Below are 18,762 nucleotides of genomic sequence, written 5' to 3'. Positions count from 1 at the left end.
CTGATGAAGCTTTCTAGCGGGGGAATAAGGGACGGCAGTCAGCCTACCGCCGTCCTCCTGGTAGGTGCGTTATTTGGCTGGATAGTTGGCGACTACTTGGTCCTCGCCGCTTTTGATTAAACCAATGACTTGGTAGGCATGGCTTACGCCATCAACCTCCATGCCTGGGGACCCAGCTGGCATTCCTGGTACGGCGATCCCGACTAGATCGTTCCGCCCCCTGAGTTCTCGAATCTGCTCAGCTGGCACGTGACCTTCAACAAACTTTCCGTCGATCACAGCTGTGTGGCAGGACGCTAACCGTGGCGCTACGCCCAGCTTCTGTTTCACTGCGCTCATGTCCGTCTCAACATGGTCGGTCACTTTGAAACCATTGGCTTCCAGGTGCGCGATCCACTTCTTGCAGCAACCGCAGTTCGCGTCTCGGTGAACGTCGATGGACAATGGCTCGGCAGCATAGGCCGCCGAGGTCACCAGAAGCCCAGCGATAGCGGCTAGCCGAACGAATATCCGGTTAGTTGGCATGAGTGTGCTCCTTACCGTCTTTGTGAACATGCGTCTTTGGCGACGATGTCGGGTGGGCATCCGAATGGGCCTCGGCCGCATTGTGGTCACCGTGATGATCTGCCGCTTGAGCGGAGCCTGCGGGTGCAGCTCCATGGTCGTGAGCTGCCTGGGCATGATCGTCGTCTGCCGCTTCATCGTGATCACCATGCTCGGCACGACCGCTCCCGCCGTGCTGGCCCTCATGGTTGTGCATATCGCTTTCACCGCCGCCGTGCTGGTGGCCGCCGCTCGTGGCCACCAAGGCCTTGTACTGCTCGGCATTCATCTGGGGCAGTTGATCCAGGAACGCGACGATTCCCCAGATGTACTCATCGCCCATGCTCTTGCCCCAGGCGGGCATGCCCGTGGCTTTGATACCGTGCTTGATTGTCCAGAATGCGGCGGCTGGATCGCCTCCGACACCCACCTTGGTGAGGTCGGGTGGCGACGGGTATAGCGCTTGGCTTAGCTCAGTCTTCCCAACGCCAGGGGCAAGGTGACAGCCTATACACATGGCGTTGTAGTTGCCCGCCCCCGCTTTGATCAACGCGGCTTCCTTCAGATCAGGGACTTCGATGTCTCGCGCTCGAACCTCAATAGACCGATCACGAGCCATGGCGAGAAAGGAATGGACTGCCGGGAAGTGAGGATCATCAGCGCCGACATTCACCAGACCGAAATAGGCTGTGCCCAATACCGCAGCACTTCCGACAGCACCGGCCCCAAGCAGCGTTGTAATTGTTTTTTTCATGTTGGAATTCTCAGAACCACATCCGGATACCGGCAACGAAGCGTGCCTCATCAACATCTCCACCCTCGTCTCGGATGAAGTCAGCGGTGTTGCCGTAGGAGCGGCTCCAGGTAACGCCTATGTATGGAGCAAACTGGCGGACAATTTCATACCGTAGGCGCAGCCCGACTTCGGTATTGGCAAGGCCCGAGCCAACGCCGCGCTCAGGATCGTTCTTGCCATAGAAATTGACCTCGGCCGTGGGCTGCAAAATCAAGCGATTGGTCAGCAGGATGTCGTATTCGCCCTCAAGACGCGCAGCAGTCTGACCGTTCTCGCCTATAAACGCCGTGGCTTCGGCCTCGAAGTCATACAGAGCCATGCCCTGAATACCAAAGGCTGCCCAGGTCTGTGGGGATTCCGGTTTGAAATCCTGGCGGACCCCGGCGACCACATCCCACCAAGGGCTGACCGAGCGCCCGTACAGGAGTTGCAGCTCAGCATCTTCGGTTACCCCATTGGTGCGCTCGCCTTCCGAACGAACCCAGAGGCGATTAATGTCGCCGCCTATCCAGCCTGATGCGTCCCAGGCCAGGGTGCTGCCCTCATCGGCGTCCTGGTATTCGAGCTGGTCCAACAGGAAGAAGCTGTTGATTCCGCTGTCGTGCACTTGGTGGCCACCCAGGGGCGGAAAGGCCGACTCGCGATCCGCATCAGTGAGCACTGGAATCGGCGTGCGGCTCGTCGTGGTCGGAGAAGTCGCTGAGCTATGGTTCATCTGGGAATGGTCCATGCCCTTCATAGAGCCGTGATCCATGCCCTGCATGTTTCCATGGTTCATTTTGCTGTGGTCCATCTTGTTGTGGTCCACCGGGCTGGATTTACTCTTGCTTTGAGCATGCCCCATCTGGCTGTGATCAACAGGGGCAGGCTTTTTCTGCTGTTTGCCCATCCCCATCTTGCTGTGATCCATCGCCGGCATCGATTCGGATGGAGCAGCATCCATTTGCATGGAGCCGTGCCCCATTTTCGAATGATCCATGCCCGAGTGATCCATTTCTTCAGCAGCGAAGCTGGGCGTTACGCCCAGCATGCTGATCGAAACGGTCAGAGCCAGCAGCGAAGGCCGCCCGAGGCTATTGGCCATCTTTCCCTGCCTTAGCTTTGTCGCTGCCATGCGATTTCATCATTTTGTCGTGGTCCATGCCTTCCATCGAGCCATGGTCCATTCCCTTCATCGAGCCGTGGTCCATACCTTCCATGGAACCATGGTCCATGCCTTCATGGTTCATCCCCTGGCCCTGCTTGTCCTGCGAGCCTTTGGCTTTGCCGGCCTCTGTGGTTTTCTGGGAATGCTGATCATGATTGTCGCTGGACCACGACGACGGGGCATAAACAGCCAGAATGCCTACCATCGCAGCAGAAAGGAAAAAGGCGCTTCGTTTCATTGGTTTGCTCATCTCAAATCTCCAGTTCATTCGTCCACACGTACTTCTCGGAACATGCCCATTTCCATGTGGAACAGTAGGTGACAGTGATAGGCCCAACGTCCCAAGGCATCTGCGGTGACGCGATAGCTTCGTTTTGAGCCAGGTGGCATGTCGATGGTGTGCTTGCGAACCATGAAGTTGCCGTTCTCGTCCTCCAGATCACTCCACATACCGTGGAGGTGGATGGGGTGAGTCATCATGGTGTCGTTGACCAAGGTGATGCGAAGACGCTCGCCATATTTCAACCGCAGCGGTTCAGCGTCGGAGAATTTGATACCGTCGAACGACCACGCGAACTTCTCCATGTGGCCGGTAAGGTGCAGTTCGATTGTCCGTCCAGGCTCTCGACCATCGGGATCGATGAAGGTGCTCCGCAGATCGGCGTACGTCAGCACTCGACGCCCGTTGTTGCGTAGGCCAATTCCCGGATCGTTCAGCTTTGGCGTTGGCGACATAGTCTGCATATCGACCAGTGGGTTGTTGGTCTCGGAAGCCGGATGGCTTTGCATTGCGCCGCTCATGCCGGCCATGCCTTCATTGCCCATCCCAGTCATCTTGCTGTGGTCCATACCGGCCATGCTGCCGTGGTCCATTCCAGCCATCTTGCTGTGATCCATGCCGGCCATGCTGCCCTGGTCCATGCCAGCCATGCTGCCATGATCCATTCCGCCCATGCTGCCGTGGTCCATGCCCATATCGCTCATGGCGATGATCGGGCGTGGATCTACCGCCGGTACGGGCGCTTGCAAGCCTTCGCGAACTGCCAGGGTGCCTCGGGAATACCCGGTACGGTCCATGGATTGCGCGAAAATCGTATAGGCCTGTTCGTTTTCAGGCTCGACGATGACATCGTAGGTTTCAGCAACGGCGATCCGGAACTCATCGACCGATACGGGTTTGACGTACTGGCCGTCGGCAGCCACAACCGTCATCTTGAGCCCAGGAATCCGGACATCGAAATAGGTCATGGCCGAGCCGTTGATGAATCGCAGGCGGATCTTCTCGCCGGGCTTGAAGATACCCGTCCAGTTGCCGTTCGGAGCTTGGCCGTTCATGAGGTAGGTGTAGGTATACCCGCTCACATCTGCGAGGTCGGTGGGGCTCATCTTCATTTCAGCCCACATCTTCCGATCCGCTACAGCGGCCGACCAGCCTTTCTCGCTCACGTCGTCAACGAAGTCGCTGACCGTGCGCTTGTGGAAGTTGTAATAGTCGGACTGCTTCTTGAGTTTGGAGAGCACCCGCGCCGGGTCCTCATCCGTCCAATCGCTGAGCATGACGACGTAATCGCGGTCATATACAAACGGCTCGGGATCCTTAGCATCGATCACCAGTGCGCCATAGACCCCAGACTGCTCTTGGAGGCCTGAGTGGCTGTGATACCAGTAAGTGCCGTTCTGGTGGACCTTGAACTTGTATTCGTACATGCCATCGGGAGCGATGCCGTGAAAGCTCAAGCCCGGCACACCGTCCATATTGGCGGGCAGGATTATGCCGTGCCAGTGAATGGAGGTGTCCTGTTTCAACCGGTTGCGTACACGCAGCGTCACGGTGTCGCCTTCGCGCCATCGCAGGATCGGCCCAGGCACGGAGCCGTTGATGGCCATGGCCGTACGAGCTGCCCCCGTAATGTTGACGGGCAGTTCACCGATATACAGGTCGAATTCATTGCCGCTGAGCACGTTCGGTTGGCCAGGGCTGGTCACAGCCCAGACCGGCGCGCGCCACATGCCGAGCCCACCCAGAAGTCCGGTAGCGGCCAGGCCTTTGACGAATGATCGTCTCGTGGTTTTGCTTTGCATGCCGTTGCGTCCAGTCAGGTAGATCGCTGATATCCAGGCTGCTCGATGGCGCAGCCCTTGGGTTCGTTGGAGCTCTCACCAGTCTCGTAGACTTTCGCTACTGCGCGAGGCTGATGAGAGGCCGTAGTCTGAAACTGCCATAGTTCAGATTCCGGAGTGATTACATTTCTGTAAGCTCGGATCAGCAGCTCTCGTGGCCGACATGCTTGCTGGACTGTGCGGCGACCGGCGGCTGCTCTTTCTCCTGCTGCGCAACCTGATAGGCCTGCATGGAGTTTTGGCGAGCCGCTTCCATCCGCGCAAAGGTCCGGTCCGCGCCGCCCTCTGCCAGGGCGATGCCTGCCATGCCGAAGGTAACGACCACCACAATTGCTTTGACCATGTTCATCTGGAGATCCTCAGTGGGTTCTGCGCCTCATGGCGTCAGGTACAGGGTCAAATTAGCCTCGCGGTGCTGTCAGAAAACTGATCGCGACATTACTTTTCCGTCAGCTTCTGGTTGGGCGTCTTTTTTCCTGCAAACTGGAGATGCACTCCGCGTGGATGAGAGCAGATGAAATTACTCGTAGCCGAAGATGAGCCGAAAACCGGTGTCTACCTCCAGCAAGGCCTAACAGAGGCTGGCTTCACTGTAGACCGGGTGATGACAGGCACTGACGCCCTGCAACAGGCGCAGAGCGAAGCGTATGACTTGCTGATCTTGGACGTAATGATGCCGGGGCTCGATGGCTGGGAGGTCCTGCGCAAGATCCGGGCAGCGGGGAAAGACGTGCCGGTCCTCTTTCTCACGGCCCGTGATGGCGTAGATGATCGCGTTAAAGGCTTGGAGCTGGGTGCTGATGACTACCTTGTGAAGCCCTTTGCGTTCTCTGAGCTGTTGGCTCGGGTCCGCACACTGCTGCGCAGAGGCAACGGTGGTTCTGCTCAAACCACCATGAAGATGGCGGACCTTGAGGTTGACCTGCTCAAGCGCCGGGCTACGCGAAACGGCAAGCGGATCGACCTTACTGCCAAGGAGTTTGCCCTTTTGGAGCTGCTCATGCGCCGACGCGGGGAGGTGCTCCCCAAGTCGCTGATCGCTTCTCAGGTCTGGGACATGAACTTCGACAGTGACACCAACGTGATCGAGGTCGCGATTCGCCGACTGCGGGCCAAGATTGATGACGACTTCGCGCCAAAGCTCATCCATACCGCCCGAGGCATGGGCTACATGATGGATGTGGCAGAGTGATGCGCCCGCAATCATCGCTCGTCAAGCGACTGACCCTGATGTTCATGTTCGCGGTGACTGCTGTCTTGGTCGTTGCCGGCGTGGCTTTCTACGGGCTCAGCCAGCACCATTTCCGGATGCTGGATGAGCAGGCGCTCTCCGAAAAGCTGGAGTCAACGCGTCATATTCTGTCCATTTCAGCAGCGCGAGGCGAGCTCGGCGATCAGGAGCAGCAGCTGCGGGCATTGCTCGGCGCACATCAGGATCTTTCGGCGAAAATCACCAAGGCTGACGGAACGACCCTTTTTTCAGACTCCAAAGCCTCCCAAATTCCTCAGCGGTTTGAGCAGGCGCGCCAGGGTGCGGTCTGGGAGTGGCAGGATGAATCGCAGAACTTCCGCGGTATCACCGCCCAGATGACCATCGCGGGCGAAACGGAACCGGTGACGGCCGTGCTGATGCTCGATGTCACCACTCACGCGCATTTCTTTGTCACCCTGCAATGGTGGTTCGGCATCGGCTTGGTGATCAGCGCGATTGTGAGCGCAGGCTTGGGCTGGGTCGTTGCCAAGAGTGGGCTTCGGCCTGTCGGGCAAATCACCAAAGTGGCCACCGGGATGTCGGCAAGATCGCTCCGCGAGCGCATTCCGCTGGAGCCCGTACCGCTAGAGCTTCAGGAGCTCATCCTGTCTTTCAACGGGATGCTGGGACGGTTGGAGGATGCATTCGTTCGGTTGTCCAACTTCTCTGCCGATATCGCTCATGAGTTGAGAACGCCGGTCAGCAACCTACTTACCCATACCGAAGTGGTGCTCACCAAGAAGCGTGACCTGGATGCCTATGAGGAAAACCTCTATTCGAACCTTGAAGACCTCAAGCGCATGTCGCGCATGATCGACGACATGCTTTTCCTCGCGAAGGCGGATAACGGTCTGATCGTGCCTGAGCAGATTGATGTGGAGCTCTCCGAACTCGTATCCAAGCTGTTCGAGTACTACCAGTTTCTGGCTGAGGATCAAGGCATCCAGCTGACCCTCCAAGGTCGTGGCAAGGTTCGTGGCGATCTCTTGATGATTGACCGAGCGCTTTCCAACCTTTTATCGAACGCGTTGCGCTACACCCCGGAAGGCAACGAGATATCAGTGCAGATCGAGCAAACACGTGAAAACGTGACGTTGTCCATACGTAACAGCGGAGTAACCATCGATCCTCAGCACATTGGCAAGATCTTCGACCGGTTCTATCGGGCTGATCCAGCCAGACGCGAAGGCGGACCAAGCAATGCAGGCCTGGGCCTGTCGATAACACGCTCCATCATCGAGGCTCACAGCGGACGAATTTGGTGTACTTCAGCGGAGGGATTCACAACTTTTTACATCAGCCTTCCAGCCTCCAAGCGGTTGTTTGGTGAAGCCTCTTAATGCTGAATTCATCCCGGTAACCTATATTCGCCCATCATGAAACGCTTCATTCGACTGCTCACCATCCTGATGCTTATCGTGGCGCTTCCGCTTAACGGGATGGCGGGCATCGATTCGGCGACTGAACCTTGCCCAATGCAGACCATGGGCATGGAAATGATGGCGGGCATGGACCATGACTGCTGCCAGGACCAAGAGCCGGGCAAGACTGGTGACCATGCCAAATCCTGCAAGGTAGGCCAGGAGTGCAGAACTGCCAGCACAGTGCAGCTCAGCTTCCTGACGCCTGGACTGACCTATGCCAAGCCACGACCTGCCGATACCTACGCTGTAGGCATAGCAACAGGTTCTCCCCCCGATCCATGGCGTCCTCCCCGCGTCTGACTCCCTCTTAATTTCACACCATCGTTCTGCCTAGCAGCGGGCCGATGGCACGCGCCTGGGCGCTGATCTTTCGAGGAATCATTCTCATGACTCCCCAACGTTTTCAGGGACGAACTCCCACTGCCGTCCTTTTCATACTGCTGCCGGCTGTCTCAGCACAGGCGACAACGCTGCCGCTGGATGAAGCGCTGCAACTGGCTGAACGCAACGCTCCCTCTCTACAAGCCCGCCAAGAGCAGGCATCAGCTGCGCGCAACTTGGTCATTCCAGCGGGCGAACTACCCGATCCGCGCCTGAATCTTGGAGTACAAAACCTGCCGATTGAAGGCGCTGATCGCTGGAGCTTGAACAGAGACTTCATGACCATGCAGGTGGTTGGCCTGTCCCAGGACGTACCGAACCGGGACAAACGTAAAGCTCGCGTAGAGACAGCTCAGGCCACGGTCGAGCGAGCCGATGCTGAGGCGGTCTTCGAGCGCCTGAAGATTCGAGCGGCAACCGCGCAGGCTTGGGTTAATGCGTACACCGTGCAGCGAAAACTTGAACAGTTCGACGCTTTCTACAAAGAAAACCAGCTGCTGGCTTCTACGGTGCGGGCGCGCCTGGCCGGTGGCGCAGGCTCGACGACCGATACGCTGGCTCCGAAACAGGAATTGGCGCAGCTGGACGAGCAGAAGGATGTTTTATTGAGTCAGGCAGCTCAAGCGCGATCCGCGCTGAAGCGCTGGATTGGGCAGGACGCCGAAGTAGGGGCGCCGACGTTCCCACTCTGGCCTGTAGACGCAGCTGAATACCTGCACTCCGTACATGCCCACCCGGAGCTCAATACCTACAACGCCATGACACGCGAGGCGCAAGCCCAGGTACACCAGGCCCAGGCAGAAAAGAAGTCGGATTGGTCTTGGGGGGTGGATTATCAGCGTCGTGGCCCGGACTTCAGCAACATGGTCAGCTTGCAAGTCAGCTTCCAGCTGCCGTTGTTCACCGGCTCCCGGCAAGACCCGATGATTGCGGCACGACGCGCGCAAGTTCGTCAGTTGGAGGATGAGCAGGATGCAGCCCTGCGCGAGCATCAAGCCCAGCTTGAAACAGACCTTGCCGAGTACCAACGTTTGCAGCGGGCGGTGCGGCGCAGTCGCGAGACGCTTCTACCTCTGGCCGAGGACCGGGTACGCCTCGCTCTGGCGGACTACCGCGCCGGTAAGTCGCCGTTGAGTGAAGTGCTGTCGGCACGTCGGCAACGCGTGGAAGCGCTGTTACAGGATGTGGATCTGCAAGGACAGTTGGCTGCAACAGCAGCGCGTCTGCATTTCGTATATGGAGAGGTGCGGGCATGAGGAATAGGTCGATTGGGTTGGTTGTGGCTGCTGCCCTTGCTATTGGAGCAGGCGCGGGCTTCTGGCTAGGTGGACGGGGCACGGTTACCCCATCGCAGCCAGTAGGTGAGCAAAAAGCGCTGTATTGGTACGACCCGATGTATCCCCAGCAGCATTTCCCGGCACCCGGAAAGTCGCCGTTCATGGACATGCCGCTCGTGCCCAAGTATTCAGGCGAGACGGATGACAAGGGGCAGCCTGCGGTTCAGGTCTCGGCTGGGCTCCAGCAAAATCTCGGGATGCGATTGGCAACGGTGATGGCTGGCAGGCTTGAACGATCCCTGAGCGTGAGCGGCGTTCTGGCGTTCGACGAACGCGACTTCAGCGTGTTGCAGGCCCGTACTGGCGGTTACGTCGAACGCGTATATGGCCGGGCGGCGGGGGATATAGTTGCTAAAGGGGCTCCCCTAGCCGATGTGCTGACCCCGGAGTGGGCTGGTTTGCAGGAGGAATATCTGGCGTTGCGGCATTCCGGCGACGCTCAACTGACAGCGGCGGCACGACAGCGGCTCCTGCTCTCCGGCATGCCGGTCTACCTGATCAACCGGGTCGCGAGCACTGGAAAGGTACAGCTCTCGGTCACACTTTCCGCGCCCACTGCCGGTGTCATCCAGGTTCTCGATCTGCGACCCGGCATGACGCTGACGCCGGGGACTACCTTGGCAAGGATCAACGGAGTGGCCAACGTCTGGCTGGAAGCCGCTGTGCCAGAAGCCCAGGCTCAAGGCCTGCGCGAAGGCCAGCCTGTGCAAGCGCAATTGCCAGCTTTCCCAGGCGATCCGGTACCGGGCAAGTTGACCGCGCTGTTGGCTGATGCCGATTTGCAAAGCCGCACGTTGCGCCTGCGTATCGAGTTGCCCAACCCGGATGGACGGCTTCGTCCTGGGATGACCGCTCAAGTGGCTCTCAATCCCGGCGTGTCTGCCGAGCAGAGCCTCTTGGTGCCTGCCGAGGCGGTCATACGTACCGGCAAGCGGGATCTGGTGATGCTGGCTGAAGAAGGTGGTCGCTTCCGACCGGTGGAAGTCGTGTTGGGTCAGGAGAGCAAGGGGCAAGTTGCGGTGTTGCAGGGCCTTCAGGCAGGTCAGCGCATCGTAGCGTCGGGGCAATTCCTACTGGACTCCGAAGCTAATTTGAAAGGCATCGAAGCGGCGACGGCGCAAGACGCTCAGCCAAAAGCGGGGCCCGCCTTACATGAAGCGAACGGCCGTATCGTGCAGATAGACGGAGCCCAGCTCACCGTTGACCATGGTCCCTTCCTCACCCTGGGTATGCCTGGGATGACCATGACCTTCCCGGTGGCTGATCAGTCGCTCCTTGATGGCCTCAAGGTCGGTGCACAGATTCGCTTTGGGATACGCGAACGCGACGAGGGCATGGTGGTTGAGCAGATCAAAGTGTTGGAGGGCCAACCATGATTGCCAAACTGATCCGCTGGTCGGTAGGCAACCGGGTACTGGTGCTGCTCGCTACGCTGTTTCTGGTGGCATGGGGCTTCGTCTCGGTGCGCAGTCTGCCAATCGACGCCTTGCCCGACCTGTCGGATGTACAGGTGATCATCCGCACGTCCTACCCAGGTCAGGCTCCTCAGATCGTTGAGAATCAGGTGACCTATCCGCTGACCACGACAATGCTCTCGGTTCCGGAGGCCAAAACGGTACGCGGCTTCTCCGCCTTCGGTGACAGCTTCGTCTACGTGCTGTTCGAGGACGGCACCGATCTGTATTGGGCGCGCTCTCGGGTTCTTGAGTACCTGAGCCAGGCACAATCGCGATTACCTGCGGCAGCCAAGCCGGTACTCGGACCGGACGCCACCGGAGTCGGGTGGATTTTTCAGTATGCGCTGGTCGATCGCAACGGTGGCCATGACCTGTCGCAACTGCGCAGCCTGCAGGACTGGTTCCTGCGCTATGAGCTCAAGACCCTGCCGGATGTCGCTGAGGTGGCCACCATCGGCGGTATGGTCAAGCAATACCAAGTCCTCCTCGATCCGCTTCGCATGGCCAGCCTCGGTATCACCCAAGCTGAGGTGATAGAGGCTATAGGTAAGGCCAACCAGGAGACCGGCGGTGGTGTGCTGGAGCAAGGCGAAGCAGAATTCATGGTTCGTGCGGCCGGCTACCTAGGATCGCTGGACGATTTCAGAGCGATCCCTCTGCGACTGGCTACCAAGGGCGTGCCGGTGAACTTAGGCGATGTCGCTACGGTGCAGATAGGTCCGGAAGCCCGCAGAGGCATAGGTGAACTGGACGGCCTCGGTGAAGCCGTAGGTGGAGTGGTTATCCTGCGCAGCGGCAAGAATGCTCGTGAGGCCATCGCGCACGTCAAGGCCAAGCTCGAAACCCTGAAGAAAGGCCTGCCTGCCGGGGTGGAGCTTGTCACCGTCTACGACCGCAGCCAGCTGATCGACCGTGCTGTGGAGAACCTCAGTCACAAACTGGTCGAGGAGTTTGTGGTAGTGGCGTTGGTATGCGCAGCGTTTCTCTGGCACCTGCGCTCGTCGCTGGTGGCCATCGTGTCGCTGCCCGTGGGAATCCTGATTGCGCTGATCGTCATGCGTCATCAGGGCATCAACGCCAACATCATGTCCCTTGGCGGAATCGCTATTGCCATCGGTGCAATGGTGGACGCTGCCGTGGTCATGATCGAGAACGCCCACAAACGTGTAGAGGCCTGGCATGCCCAGCATCCTGGTCAACCTTTGCGGGGCGAAGCGCATTGGAACGTAATGACGGAGGCGGCCGTCGAGGTTGGACCAGCGCTGTTCTTCAGCCTCATGATCATCACGCTCTCGTTCATCCCGGTGTTCACGCTGCAAGCCCAGGAGGGCCGCCTCTTTGCCCCCCTGGCCTTTACCAAGACCTACGCGATGGCAGCGGCGGCTGCGCTATCGGTGACCCTGATACCGGTGCTGATGGGGTACTGGATCAGAGGGCCACTGCCTGCGGAACAGCGCAACCCGCTCAACCGGGGCCTCATCCGGCTGTACCGTCCGGCATTGGAGGTCGTCCTGCGCCGGCCCTTGCTTACCCTCGCTGGAGCATTGCTCATCCTGCTCAGCAGTCTGTGGCCCTTGAACCATCTGGGTGGCGAGTTTCTTCCCCCACTTGATGAAGGTGATCTGCTCTACATGCCTTCAGCCTTGCCTGGACTCTCCGCGCAGAAAGCTTCAGAGCTGTTGCAGCGAACGGATCGCTTGATTCGTACAGTCCCCGAGGTAGCCAGCGTCTTTGGTAAGGCCGGCCGCGCCGAATCGGCCACTGACCCTGCACCGCTGGAGATGTTCGAGACCACCGTGCGGCTCAAGCCCAAGAGTGAATGGCGTCCAGGTATGACCACTGAGAAGCTAATCGAAGAGCTTGACCGTATCGTGCGTGTGCCTGGGCTCACCAATATCTGGATTCCGCCTATCCGCAATCGGATTGACATGCTGGCCACCGGCATCAAGAGTCCGATCGGCGTCAAGGTTGCCGGCAGCGATCTGAACCAGATAGACCGGGCTACCCTTGCTGTAGAGCGGGCAGCGATAAAGGTGCCTGGAGTGACTTCGGCCCTGGCAGAGCGTTTGACTGGCGGTCGCTACATTGATTTGGACATCGACCGCCATGCCGCTGCGCGTTATGGCCTGAACATTACCGACGTACAGGCTATTGTAGCCGGTGCCATAGGTGGCGAAACCATTGGGGAAACGGTTGAAGGGTTAGCTCGCTTTCCCATTAGCGTGCGCTATCCACGTGAATGGCGTGATTCCGTGGAGGCGTTGCGTCAGCTGCCGATCTACACGTCGCAGGGGGGCCAGCTGACGCTTGGCACCGTGGCCCGCATACGTATTGCCGATGGCCCGCCCATGCTCAAGAGCGAAAATGCTCGCCCCTCGGGCTGGGTGTACGTCGATGTGCGCGGCAGAGACCTATCGTCTGTTGTGGCAGACCTGCGGCAGGTGATCGACACCGAGGTAAAGCTAGATCCGGGCATGAGCTTGAGTTACTCCGGGCAGTTCGAATACTTGGAGCGCGCTAACGCACGCCTGGCCTGGGTGGTGCCGGCGACGCTGGCCATCATCTTCGTGCTGCTCTACCTGACTTATGGGCGCCTCGGTGAGGCGCTACTCATCATGGGCACGCTACCGTTCGCGCTAACCGGAGGCGTTTGGCTGCTGTACTTGCTGGGCTACAACCTGTCGGTGGCCACAGGCGTTGGTTTCATTGCCTTGGCCGGCGTAGCGGCGGAGTTTGGCGTGATTATGCTCATTTACCTGAATAACGCTTGGGCTGAGCGTCAGGCCAGTGGCGAAACCACACGAGCAGCGCTGCTCGGCGCAATCCGTGAGGGTGCGGTGCAGCGCATCAGACCCAAGGCAATGACCGTGGCGGTCATCGTTGCAGGCCTGCTGCCCATCCTCTGGAGCAGCGGTACCGGCAGCGAGGTCATGAGTCGCATCGCGGTGCCCATGGTCGGCGGCATGCTAACCGCTCCGTTGCTCTCCCTGTTTGTAATACCTGCGGCGTACTGGCTGATCCGTCGCCGCGAACTTACTGTCACTACCCCCAACCCCTCAGGAGAAAACCAATGAAAAAGCTAATCGTCATCGCAGCCCTGGTCACAGCTTTCGCCGCCAGTGTGCATGCCCAGGACATGGATGGTATGGACATGAAGAACATGCCAGCTTCCGCCGAAGGAGGCCAAGGCACCCAGGCGGCACCCACCGCGCATGCTGAAGGGGCAATAAAGGCGCTGGATCCTCAAAGCGGAAAAATCACATTGGCCCACGGCCCGGTAGCAGAGCTCAAATGGCCGGCGATGACCATGGGTTTCCATGCTGAGCCTGCACAGCTGAAGGGCTTGAACGTAGGAGACAAGGTGAAATTTGGGTTCCGTATGGAAGGAAGCGTCGCGAAGATCGTGAGCATTCATAAGCAGTGATGTTCCAGCCTTAAATGATCGGGCACGCCTTCACACCGAGAGGATTCGGACAAGCTTACAGAAATGTAATCAATCTTCAGGACCCCGTCAGGTCGAACGCTACATACCGTCATGAGACGGTGCACTGGCATCAAATCGACCCGATACCGGAGATATGACCATGAACAGTCGCTTTGAAGAATGCATCTCGGAATGCCTGCGCTGTGCGCTGGCCTGTGAAGGCTGTGCGTCAGCCTGCCTACAAGAACAAGATGTAAAAATGATGGCTGACTGCATCAAGCTGGACAGAGATTGCGCAGATATGTGCAACCTTGCGGCTACCTTGATGGCACGAGAAAGCATGCTGGCCAAAGAGCTTTGTGCCCTATGCGCCAAAATTTGCCGGGCCTGCGGGGAGGAGTGCGGTAAGCATAAGGCAGACCACTGTCAGCAATGCGCCCAGGCCTGCATGACCTGCGCAGAATCCTGCGAAGCAATGGCTGCGTAAGCGAATTTCGCCAAACCTCCGCCTGCTTTCCATGCGCCTGATTAAGGATTTGGGTACGTCGATAATCGTCGTGCTTAGGGAGGCGGGTAGACCGCTGATGGGCATGCGCCCTGGCAGAGCCTAGCTTGGGAAGCTAGCAAACCAAAGGCGCTGCGACCCGATAGCAAAGAAGCCCGCCTCAGCGGCGGGCTATCAGATGTCTCCAAGGGGAGGCTGTAGGCCAACAAGTCTCGGAGCAAGCACTTGTAGGATACGCCTGTTGGCTCACGCCCACCAGCCCGCTTCGGCGGAAGCGAATGGTCCTACGTTCTGACGGCCGGCATTGGGAGCGGCTTGGTGAAGGCCACGTCGATTTGTAGGGCAATCCACCAAGACAAAGCCGGCTGATTATCCCCAAGCGGTATACCCTCAGGAAGAGTCAAAGGCAAAGCTAGGGGTGAATCTAGCGGGTACCCACATTTGAGGGCAAAATCACCAGCTTCGCCTACAGTGCATTGGGTTGAGGGGAAAGGTGTGGGAGCAGAGCTAGATCGGGTAAAGGATCGCAAAAGGAGCAGAGCGTTAATCGAAGACCTCTACCTGGACGCGAACCGAGTTTACGTAATTCACTACTCCTGCGAATCGTTTTATGAAAATGATACGGGGGAGTCGAAACGTGTGACATCCATCGCCACACGGAACCTAAAAACCGGCCAAACCAAATCGTGGTCCATCCATAAAGAAGCAGAGCTCAGCAAACAGCTCTCCAGCATGCAAGCAGAGCTCAATAAATTCGAAAAGTCGATGCTGAAAGGTTTTTTCCAATGGCTTGATAAGCACAAGGATTGTCGGTTCCTGCATTGGAACATGCGAGACGAAAATTTCGGGTTCTTTGCGCTTGAGCATCGCTTTCGGGTGCTCGGGGGCAAACCCGTAGAGCTGCCGGATGACAAGAAGGTTGACCTTGCGCGTGAGCTGGTTGCGTTATATGGAAGAAACTATGCCCCGCATGCCGATAGTAGGGGAAGGAAAGGCAGGATCATGGCATTGGCTGAACTCAATAATGCCAGCGACCAAGACGCACTGCCCGGCGCTGATGAGGCTGCCGCCTTTGTGAACGCTGAGTACATAAAAATGCATCAATCGACCCTAAGGAAGCTCGATATGTTTGCGAACTTCTTCGAGCGTACACATGAAAAGTCCTTGAAGACAAAATCCAAATGGTACGAGCGGAACGGGGTGCATCCTGTTGTGTTAATTGAAATCGTCAAAGACCACCCGATCTACACGACAGTTATCGTACTGAGCGGCCTTGCCATTGCCGCTGTCAATTTCAGCCGTTTCTTGGCCCTTTTCAACTAGCCCCCTGTAGTGCAAGCACCATTTCACCAATCTTTGGGCATCATTATTAGGTTTGGAGGTGTCTACAAAACTGGGACGATTCAGGTTTACTCACATGTGTTGGAGGATTAGTGCTGTCGCAGCCAGCAACGGCGCGGGCTGGGACGCTCTAGCGTGGCATTCGGGTTTAGGATACGAAGCTCATTGGAGCCTCGGGTCGAAGGCCGTCGTCACCGAACTCAAACCGCCAATACCCCACATCATGCCAAGCATCGAGCTTGAATCCGACCTGCGGAAACGTACCGATGTGCTGAAAACCGAGTCGTTCGTGCAGCCCGACACTGCCTTCATTCGGCAAGGCGATACCGGCATACGCCGAGCGATATCCCAGACGCTTCAGAACCGGCAGCAGCACGTCATAGAGCTGCCGAGCAATTCCGCTGCGGCGCTGCCCCTCGGCGACATACACCGTCACATCCACCGCCCACCGGTACGCCGCACGCGCCCGGTGCTGACTGGCGTAGGCATAGCCGACTACCCGTCCTTCTCGCACAGCCACCAGATACGGATAGGTTTGCAGCGTCGTGGAGATACGCTCACACATTTGCTCCACGCTCGGCACTGCCTCTTCGAATGAGATGGCCGTGTTGAGTACGATGGGCGCGTAGATGATCTGGATCTCTTCTGCATCCTCTGGTCTGGCGACACGAATTTCGATTCCGCTATGCATCCGACTGCTCCAAGCTGTTCAGGTGTTCGACTACTTCGTTAACTGTGCTGCGCGCGGTACGGGTGACGCCAATCAACGTCGCCGAGGCCAAGCCGGTCCAGTCGCCATATCCGACCAGCCAGAGGCGCGGCTCGCGAATAGAACGCCCCCCATCAACCTCGACCCTTCCGTAGTCATCCAGCACGTCCAGTGCCTTAAGGTGATCCAGTGCCGGCCGGAATCCAGTACACCAGACCACCACATCGACCTGGGTTTTCTCACCGTTGGGCCAGACGACCCCATCCGACGTAAATGAGGTGAAAGGCCTTACAGCACGAAGGGCCCCGCGCTCGCGAGCCCGGACTACTGAGGGCACCATGACGATATCACCAAGCCCACCGACCTGTGCGTCGATAACACGGCCCTCCTGTTGAGCCTTGAGGCGCTCGGTAGCCCGTTCGAACAGCACCCGGCCATCCACGTCATCAGGCAGAAACGCCGGTTCCTTCGTGGTTACCCACGTTGCGTCGGCGATCTCGGACAGCTCCGCGTAGATTTGCGCCCCCGAGTTGCCACCACCAACGACCAGCACGCGTTTTCCTTGGAAAGCCTCTGGTAACTGGTACTGGGCGGAGTGAATCTGCTGCCCCTGGAACAGCTCTATCCCCGGATAGGCCGGAACATTGGGCTTGCTCCAGGTCCCCGTTGCGCTGATGACGGCACGGGCTTCCCAGTTGCGGTCCTTCGAGCGCACACGAAGACCACGTGCGGTCCGCTCCACCGCCGTGATGCTGACGGGGCGAACGATAGGAAACCCGTAGCGCGCCTCGTACTGCTCCAGGTAGCTGACCACGTGATCCCTATCAGGATTACCTTCGGTGACTGGCGGCATCGGCCAGCCCGCGATGGAGCTCCAAGCGGAGGGCGAGAACAGCGTCAGCGAGTGCCAGCCATGGCGCCACGCCCCGCCCGCAGCCTCTTCAGCGTCAAGCAGCAGGAACGAGAGCTTGGCCCGCTTGAGAAAATAGGCCACCGTCAGCGCGGACTGCCCGCCGCCAATCACGATGACATCGAGTAGCTCGCCTTCGGTGGCCATGGTTTCTCCTGTCTGGCTGGAGCGCTCAGCCTTCGCCGAACTGGTTGATGTAGTTGATGTGCGCAGGCTTCTGAATCGCCCGTGGGCGAAGATCCTGCACCCATGCAATCGCCTCGCGGCGCGGCATTCCGGACTCGATCAGCAGACGGGCAGCGAACAGCCCGGTGCGGCCGGAGCCGCCCTTGCAGTGGATGGCCAGGGCCTTGTTGGATGCGAGCAAAGCGTTCAACTGGTGGCGGATCTCTCCCAGCCCGACCTCGAAGTTTTTATCCGGAGCATGATCATCCTTGATCGGCAGTTGGTACCACTCCAACCCATGCTGCTTGGCCGCGACGCCAAGCTGGGCAACTCCGTTTTCCTGAAGCTCTGCGTCCGACATCAGCGTAACCAGCGCCACGGCACCGGCCTTCTTGAGCGTATCCAGGCTTTCAGCGAGACCGCTGGTCTGGGTGCCCGGACAAGGCGTAAAAATCAGCACACCCGGAGCATGGGGCAACGATTTCAATGAGTAAGGATGCGACATGCTCATGACCTCAGATAGACCGAATATTGACTCGCTTGGATAGTTCTTCCGCCGACTCTTTGCGCTCGGAGTAGCGGTCTACCAAATAATCCTGGCGATCACGCAACAGGAGCGTGAACTTGGTCAGTTCCTCCATCACGTCGACCAGTCGATCGTAGAAAGAAGACGGCTTCATGCGCCCGGCTTCATCGAACTCCAGGAAGGCTTTCGGCACCGACGACTGGTTCGGGATGGTAAACATACGCATCCAGCGGCCAAGCACGCGCAGTTGGTTCACCACGTTAAAGGACTGCGAGCCTCCACATACCTGCATCACCGCGAGGGTCTTGCCCTGGGTTGGGCGAACCGCGCCCATGGCCAGCGGTACCCAATCGATCTGCGCCTTGAAGACAGCACTCATTGAGCCGTGACGCTCGGGCGAGCACCACACCTGGCCCTCGGACCATTGCATCAGCTCGCGGAGTTCCAGCACCTTCTCGTGAGAGTCCGGAGCGTCATCCGGCAGCGGTAGGCCGGAAGGATCAAAGATTCGGGTTTCGGCGCCGAACTCTTCCAGCAGGCGCGCAGCCTCCTGGACCATCAAGCGGCTGAATGAGCGTTCGCGGGTCGATCCGTACAGCAGCAGGATGCGCGGTTTGTGTGTGGAAGGATCCTTCGGCGCCAGCCGCTCCAGCGACGGCAGATCAATAAGTTCTGGTTGGACATTGGGCAGGTGGTCGTTCATTTCGGTCTCCATTGATCCAGG

The 18,762-nt window shown here is 58.5% G+C and carries 19 protein-coding genes; 9 read left to right on the top strand and 10 right to left on the bottom strand.

Annotation, left to right across the window (positions count from 1 at the left end):
* Positions 1 to 69 precede the first annotated feature (69 nt).
* The 6 genes from ACLEJU_RS08650 to ACLEJU_RS08625 form a co-directional block, all read right to left on the bottom strand.
* The gene (locus ACLEJU_RS08650; RefSeq protein ID WP_023048571.1) at positions 70 to 525 is read right to left on the bottom strand and encodes a DUF411 domain-containing protein; all 456 of its coding nucleotides are present in this window, start codon (positions 523 to 525) and stop codon (positions 70 to 72) included.
* On the bottom strand, positions 515 to 1,297 hold the full coding sequence (locus ACLEJU_RS08645; RefSeq protein WP_012316930.1) for a c-type cytochrome: 783 nt from the start codon (positions 1,295 to 1,297) through the stop codon (positions 515 to 517). Before ACLEJU_RS08645 ends, ACLEJU_RS08650 begins: the two co-directional genes overlap by 11 nt.
* Before the next feature lie 10 nt (positions 1,298 to 1,307).
* Entirely contained in the window at positions 1,308 to 2,423 is a 1,116-nt protein-coding gene (locus ACLEJU_RS08640; RefSeq protein WP_012316929.1) for a copper resistance protein B, read from the bottom strand.
* Positions 2,413 to 2,736, bottom strand: a complete 324-nt coding sequence (locus ACLEJU_RS08635) for a hypothetical protein (protein WP_012316928.1) — start codon at positions 2,734 to 2,736, stop codon at positions 2,413 to 2,415. Before ACLEJU_RS08635 ends, ACLEJU_RS08640 begins: the two co-directional genes overlap by 11 nt.
* A gap of 14 nt (positions 2,737 to 2,750) precedes the next feature.
* A complete protein-coding gene (locus ACLEJU_RS08630) occupies positions 2,751 to 4,568 on the bottom strand; it encodes a copper resistance system multicopper oxidase (protein ID WP_012316927.1) in 1,818 nt (605 codons plus the stop codon).
* Positions 4,569 to 4,749: 181 nt separating this feature from the next.
* Complete coding sequence (locus ACLEJU_RS08625) at positions 4,750 to 4,956, bottom strand: co-regulatory protein PtrA N-terminal domain-containing protein (RefSeq protein ID WP_012316926.1); 207 nt, start codon at positions 4,954 to 4,956, stop codon at positions 4,750 to 4,752.
* 165 nt (positions 4,957 to 5,121) lie between these two features.
* Between ACLEJU_RS08625 and ACLEJU_RS08620 the strand changes: the two genes are divergently transcribed.
* From ACLEJU_RS08620 to ACLEJU_RS08580, 9 genes are all read left to right on the top strand, one after another.
* Positions 5,122 to 5,799: a heavy metal response regulator transcription factor gene (locus tag ACLEJU_RS08620; RefSeq protein WP_012316925.1), complete on the top strand. Its 678-nt coding sequence runs from the start codon at positions 5,122 to 5,124 to the stop codon at positions 5,797 to 5,799.
* Positions 5,799 to 7,199: a heavy metal sensor histidine kinase gene (locus tag ACLEJU_RS08615; RefSeq protein WP_023048570.1), complete on the top strand. Its 1,401-nt coding sequence runs from the start codon at positions 5,799 to 5,801 to the stop codon at positions 7,197 to 7,199. Before ACLEJU_RS08620 ends, ACLEJU_RS08615 begins: the two co-directional genes overlap by 1 nt.
* A 36-nt stretch (positions 7,200 to 7,235) precedes the next feature.
* Positions 7,236 to 7,583 (top strand): hypothetical protein, encoded by a 348-nt coding sequence (locus ACLEJU_RS08610; RefSeq protein WP_023048569.1) that lies wholly within the window; start codon positions 7,236 to 7,238, stop codon positions 7,581 to 7,583.
* Between the two features lie 86 nt (positions 7,584 to 7,669).
* The gene (locus ACLEJU_RS08605; RefSeq protein ID WP_023048568.1) at positions 7,670 to 8,920 is read left to right on the top strand and encodes a TolC family protein; all 1,251 of its coding nucleotides are present in this window, start codon (positions 7,670 to 7,672) and stop codon (positions 8,918 to 8,920) included.
* Positions 8,917 to 10,377 (top strand): efflux RND transporter periplasmic adaptor subunit, encoded by a 1,461-nt coding sequence (locus ACLEJU_RS08600; protein ID WP_023048567.1) that lies wholly within the window; start codon positions 8,917 to 8,919, stop codon positions 10,375 to 10,377. The genes ACLEJU_RS08605 and ACLEJU_RS08600 overlap by 4 nt, the downstream gene beginning before the upstream one ends.
* A complete protein-coding gene (locus ACLEJU_RS08595; protein ID WP_435421841.1) occupies positions 10,374 to 13,532 on the top strand; it encodes an efflux RND transporter permease subunit in 3,159 nt (1,052 codons plus the stop codon). Before ACLEJU_RS08600 ends, ACLEJU_RS08595 begins: the two co-directional genes overlap by 4 nt.
* Entirely contained in the window at positions 13,529 to 13,882 is a 354-nt protein-coding gene (locus ACLEJU_RS08590; RefSeq protein ID WP_023048565.1) for a copper-binding protein, read from the top strand. Before ACLEJU_RS08595 ends, ACLEJU_RS08590 begins: the two co-directional genes overlap by 4 nt.
* A 160-nt stretch (positions 13,883 to 14,042) precedes the next feature.
* A complete protein-coding gene (locus ACLEJU_RS08585) occupies positions 14,043 to 14,369 on the top strand; it encodes a four-helix bundle copper-binding protein (RefSeq protein WP_371263243.1) in 327 nt (108 codons plus the stop codon).
* A gap of 657 nt (positions 14,370 to 15,026) precedes the next feature.
* Positions 15,027 to 15,710: a hypothetical protein gene (locus tag ACLEJU_RS08580; RefSeq protein ID WP_172439589.1), complete on the top strand. Its 684-nt coding sequence runs from the start codon at positions 15,027 to 15,029 to the stop codon at positions 15,708 to 15,710.
* A 166-nt stretch (positions 15,711 to 15,876) separates the two neighbouring features.
* Here the strand turns inward: ACLEJU_RS08580 and ACLEJU_RS08575 are convergent, their stop codons facing one another.
* Genes ACLEJU_RS08575 through arsH form a run of 4 tightly spaced genes read right to left on the bottom strand, consistent with a single transcriptional unit; the run spans position 15,877 to position 18,741 of the window.
* On the bottom strand, positions 15,877 to 16,419 hold the full coding sequence (locus tag ACLEJU_RS08575; protein ID WP_023048562.1) for an arsinothricin resistance N-acetyltransferase ArsN1 family B: 543 nt from the start codon (positions 16,417 to 16,419) through the stop codon (positions 15,877 to 15,879).
* On the bottom strand, positions 16,412 to 17,494 hold the full coding sequence (locus ACLEJU_RS08570; protein ID WP_023048561.1) for an ArsO family NAD(P)H-dependent flavin-containing monooxygenase: 1,083 nt from the start codon (positions 17,492 to 17,494) through the stop codon (positions 16,412 to 16,414). Before ACLEJU_RS08570 ends, ACLEJU_RS08575 begins: the two co-directional genes overlap by 8 nt.
* Before the next feature lie 25 nt (positions 17,495 to 17,519).
* On the bottom strand, positions 17,520 to 18,023 hold the full coding sequence (locus ACLEJU_RS08565) for a cyclin-dependent kinase inhibitor 3 family protein (protein WP_080992800.1): 504 nt from the start codon (positions 18,021 to 18,023) through the stop codon (positions 17,520 to 17,522).
* Between the two features lie 4 nt (positions 18,024 to 18,027).
* The gene (arsH, locus tag ACLEJU_RS08560) at positions 18,028 to 18,741 is read right to left on the bottom strand and encodes an arsenical resistance protein ArsH (RefSeq protein WP_023048559.1); all 714 of its coding nucleotides are present in this window, start codon (positions 18,739 to 18,741) and stop codon (positions 18,028 to 18,030) included.
* Positions 18,742 to 18,762 lie beyond the last annotated feature (21 nt).

It is taken from the genome of Pseudomonas sp. SMN11, assembly GCF_052041945.1.
Lineage (GTDB): Bacteria > Pseudomonadota > Gammaproteobacteria > Pseudomonadales > Pseudomonadaceae > Aquipseudomonas.
Note: the sequence above shows the minus strand (reverse complement) of the source record. Positions and strands in the feature narration are given on the sequence as shown.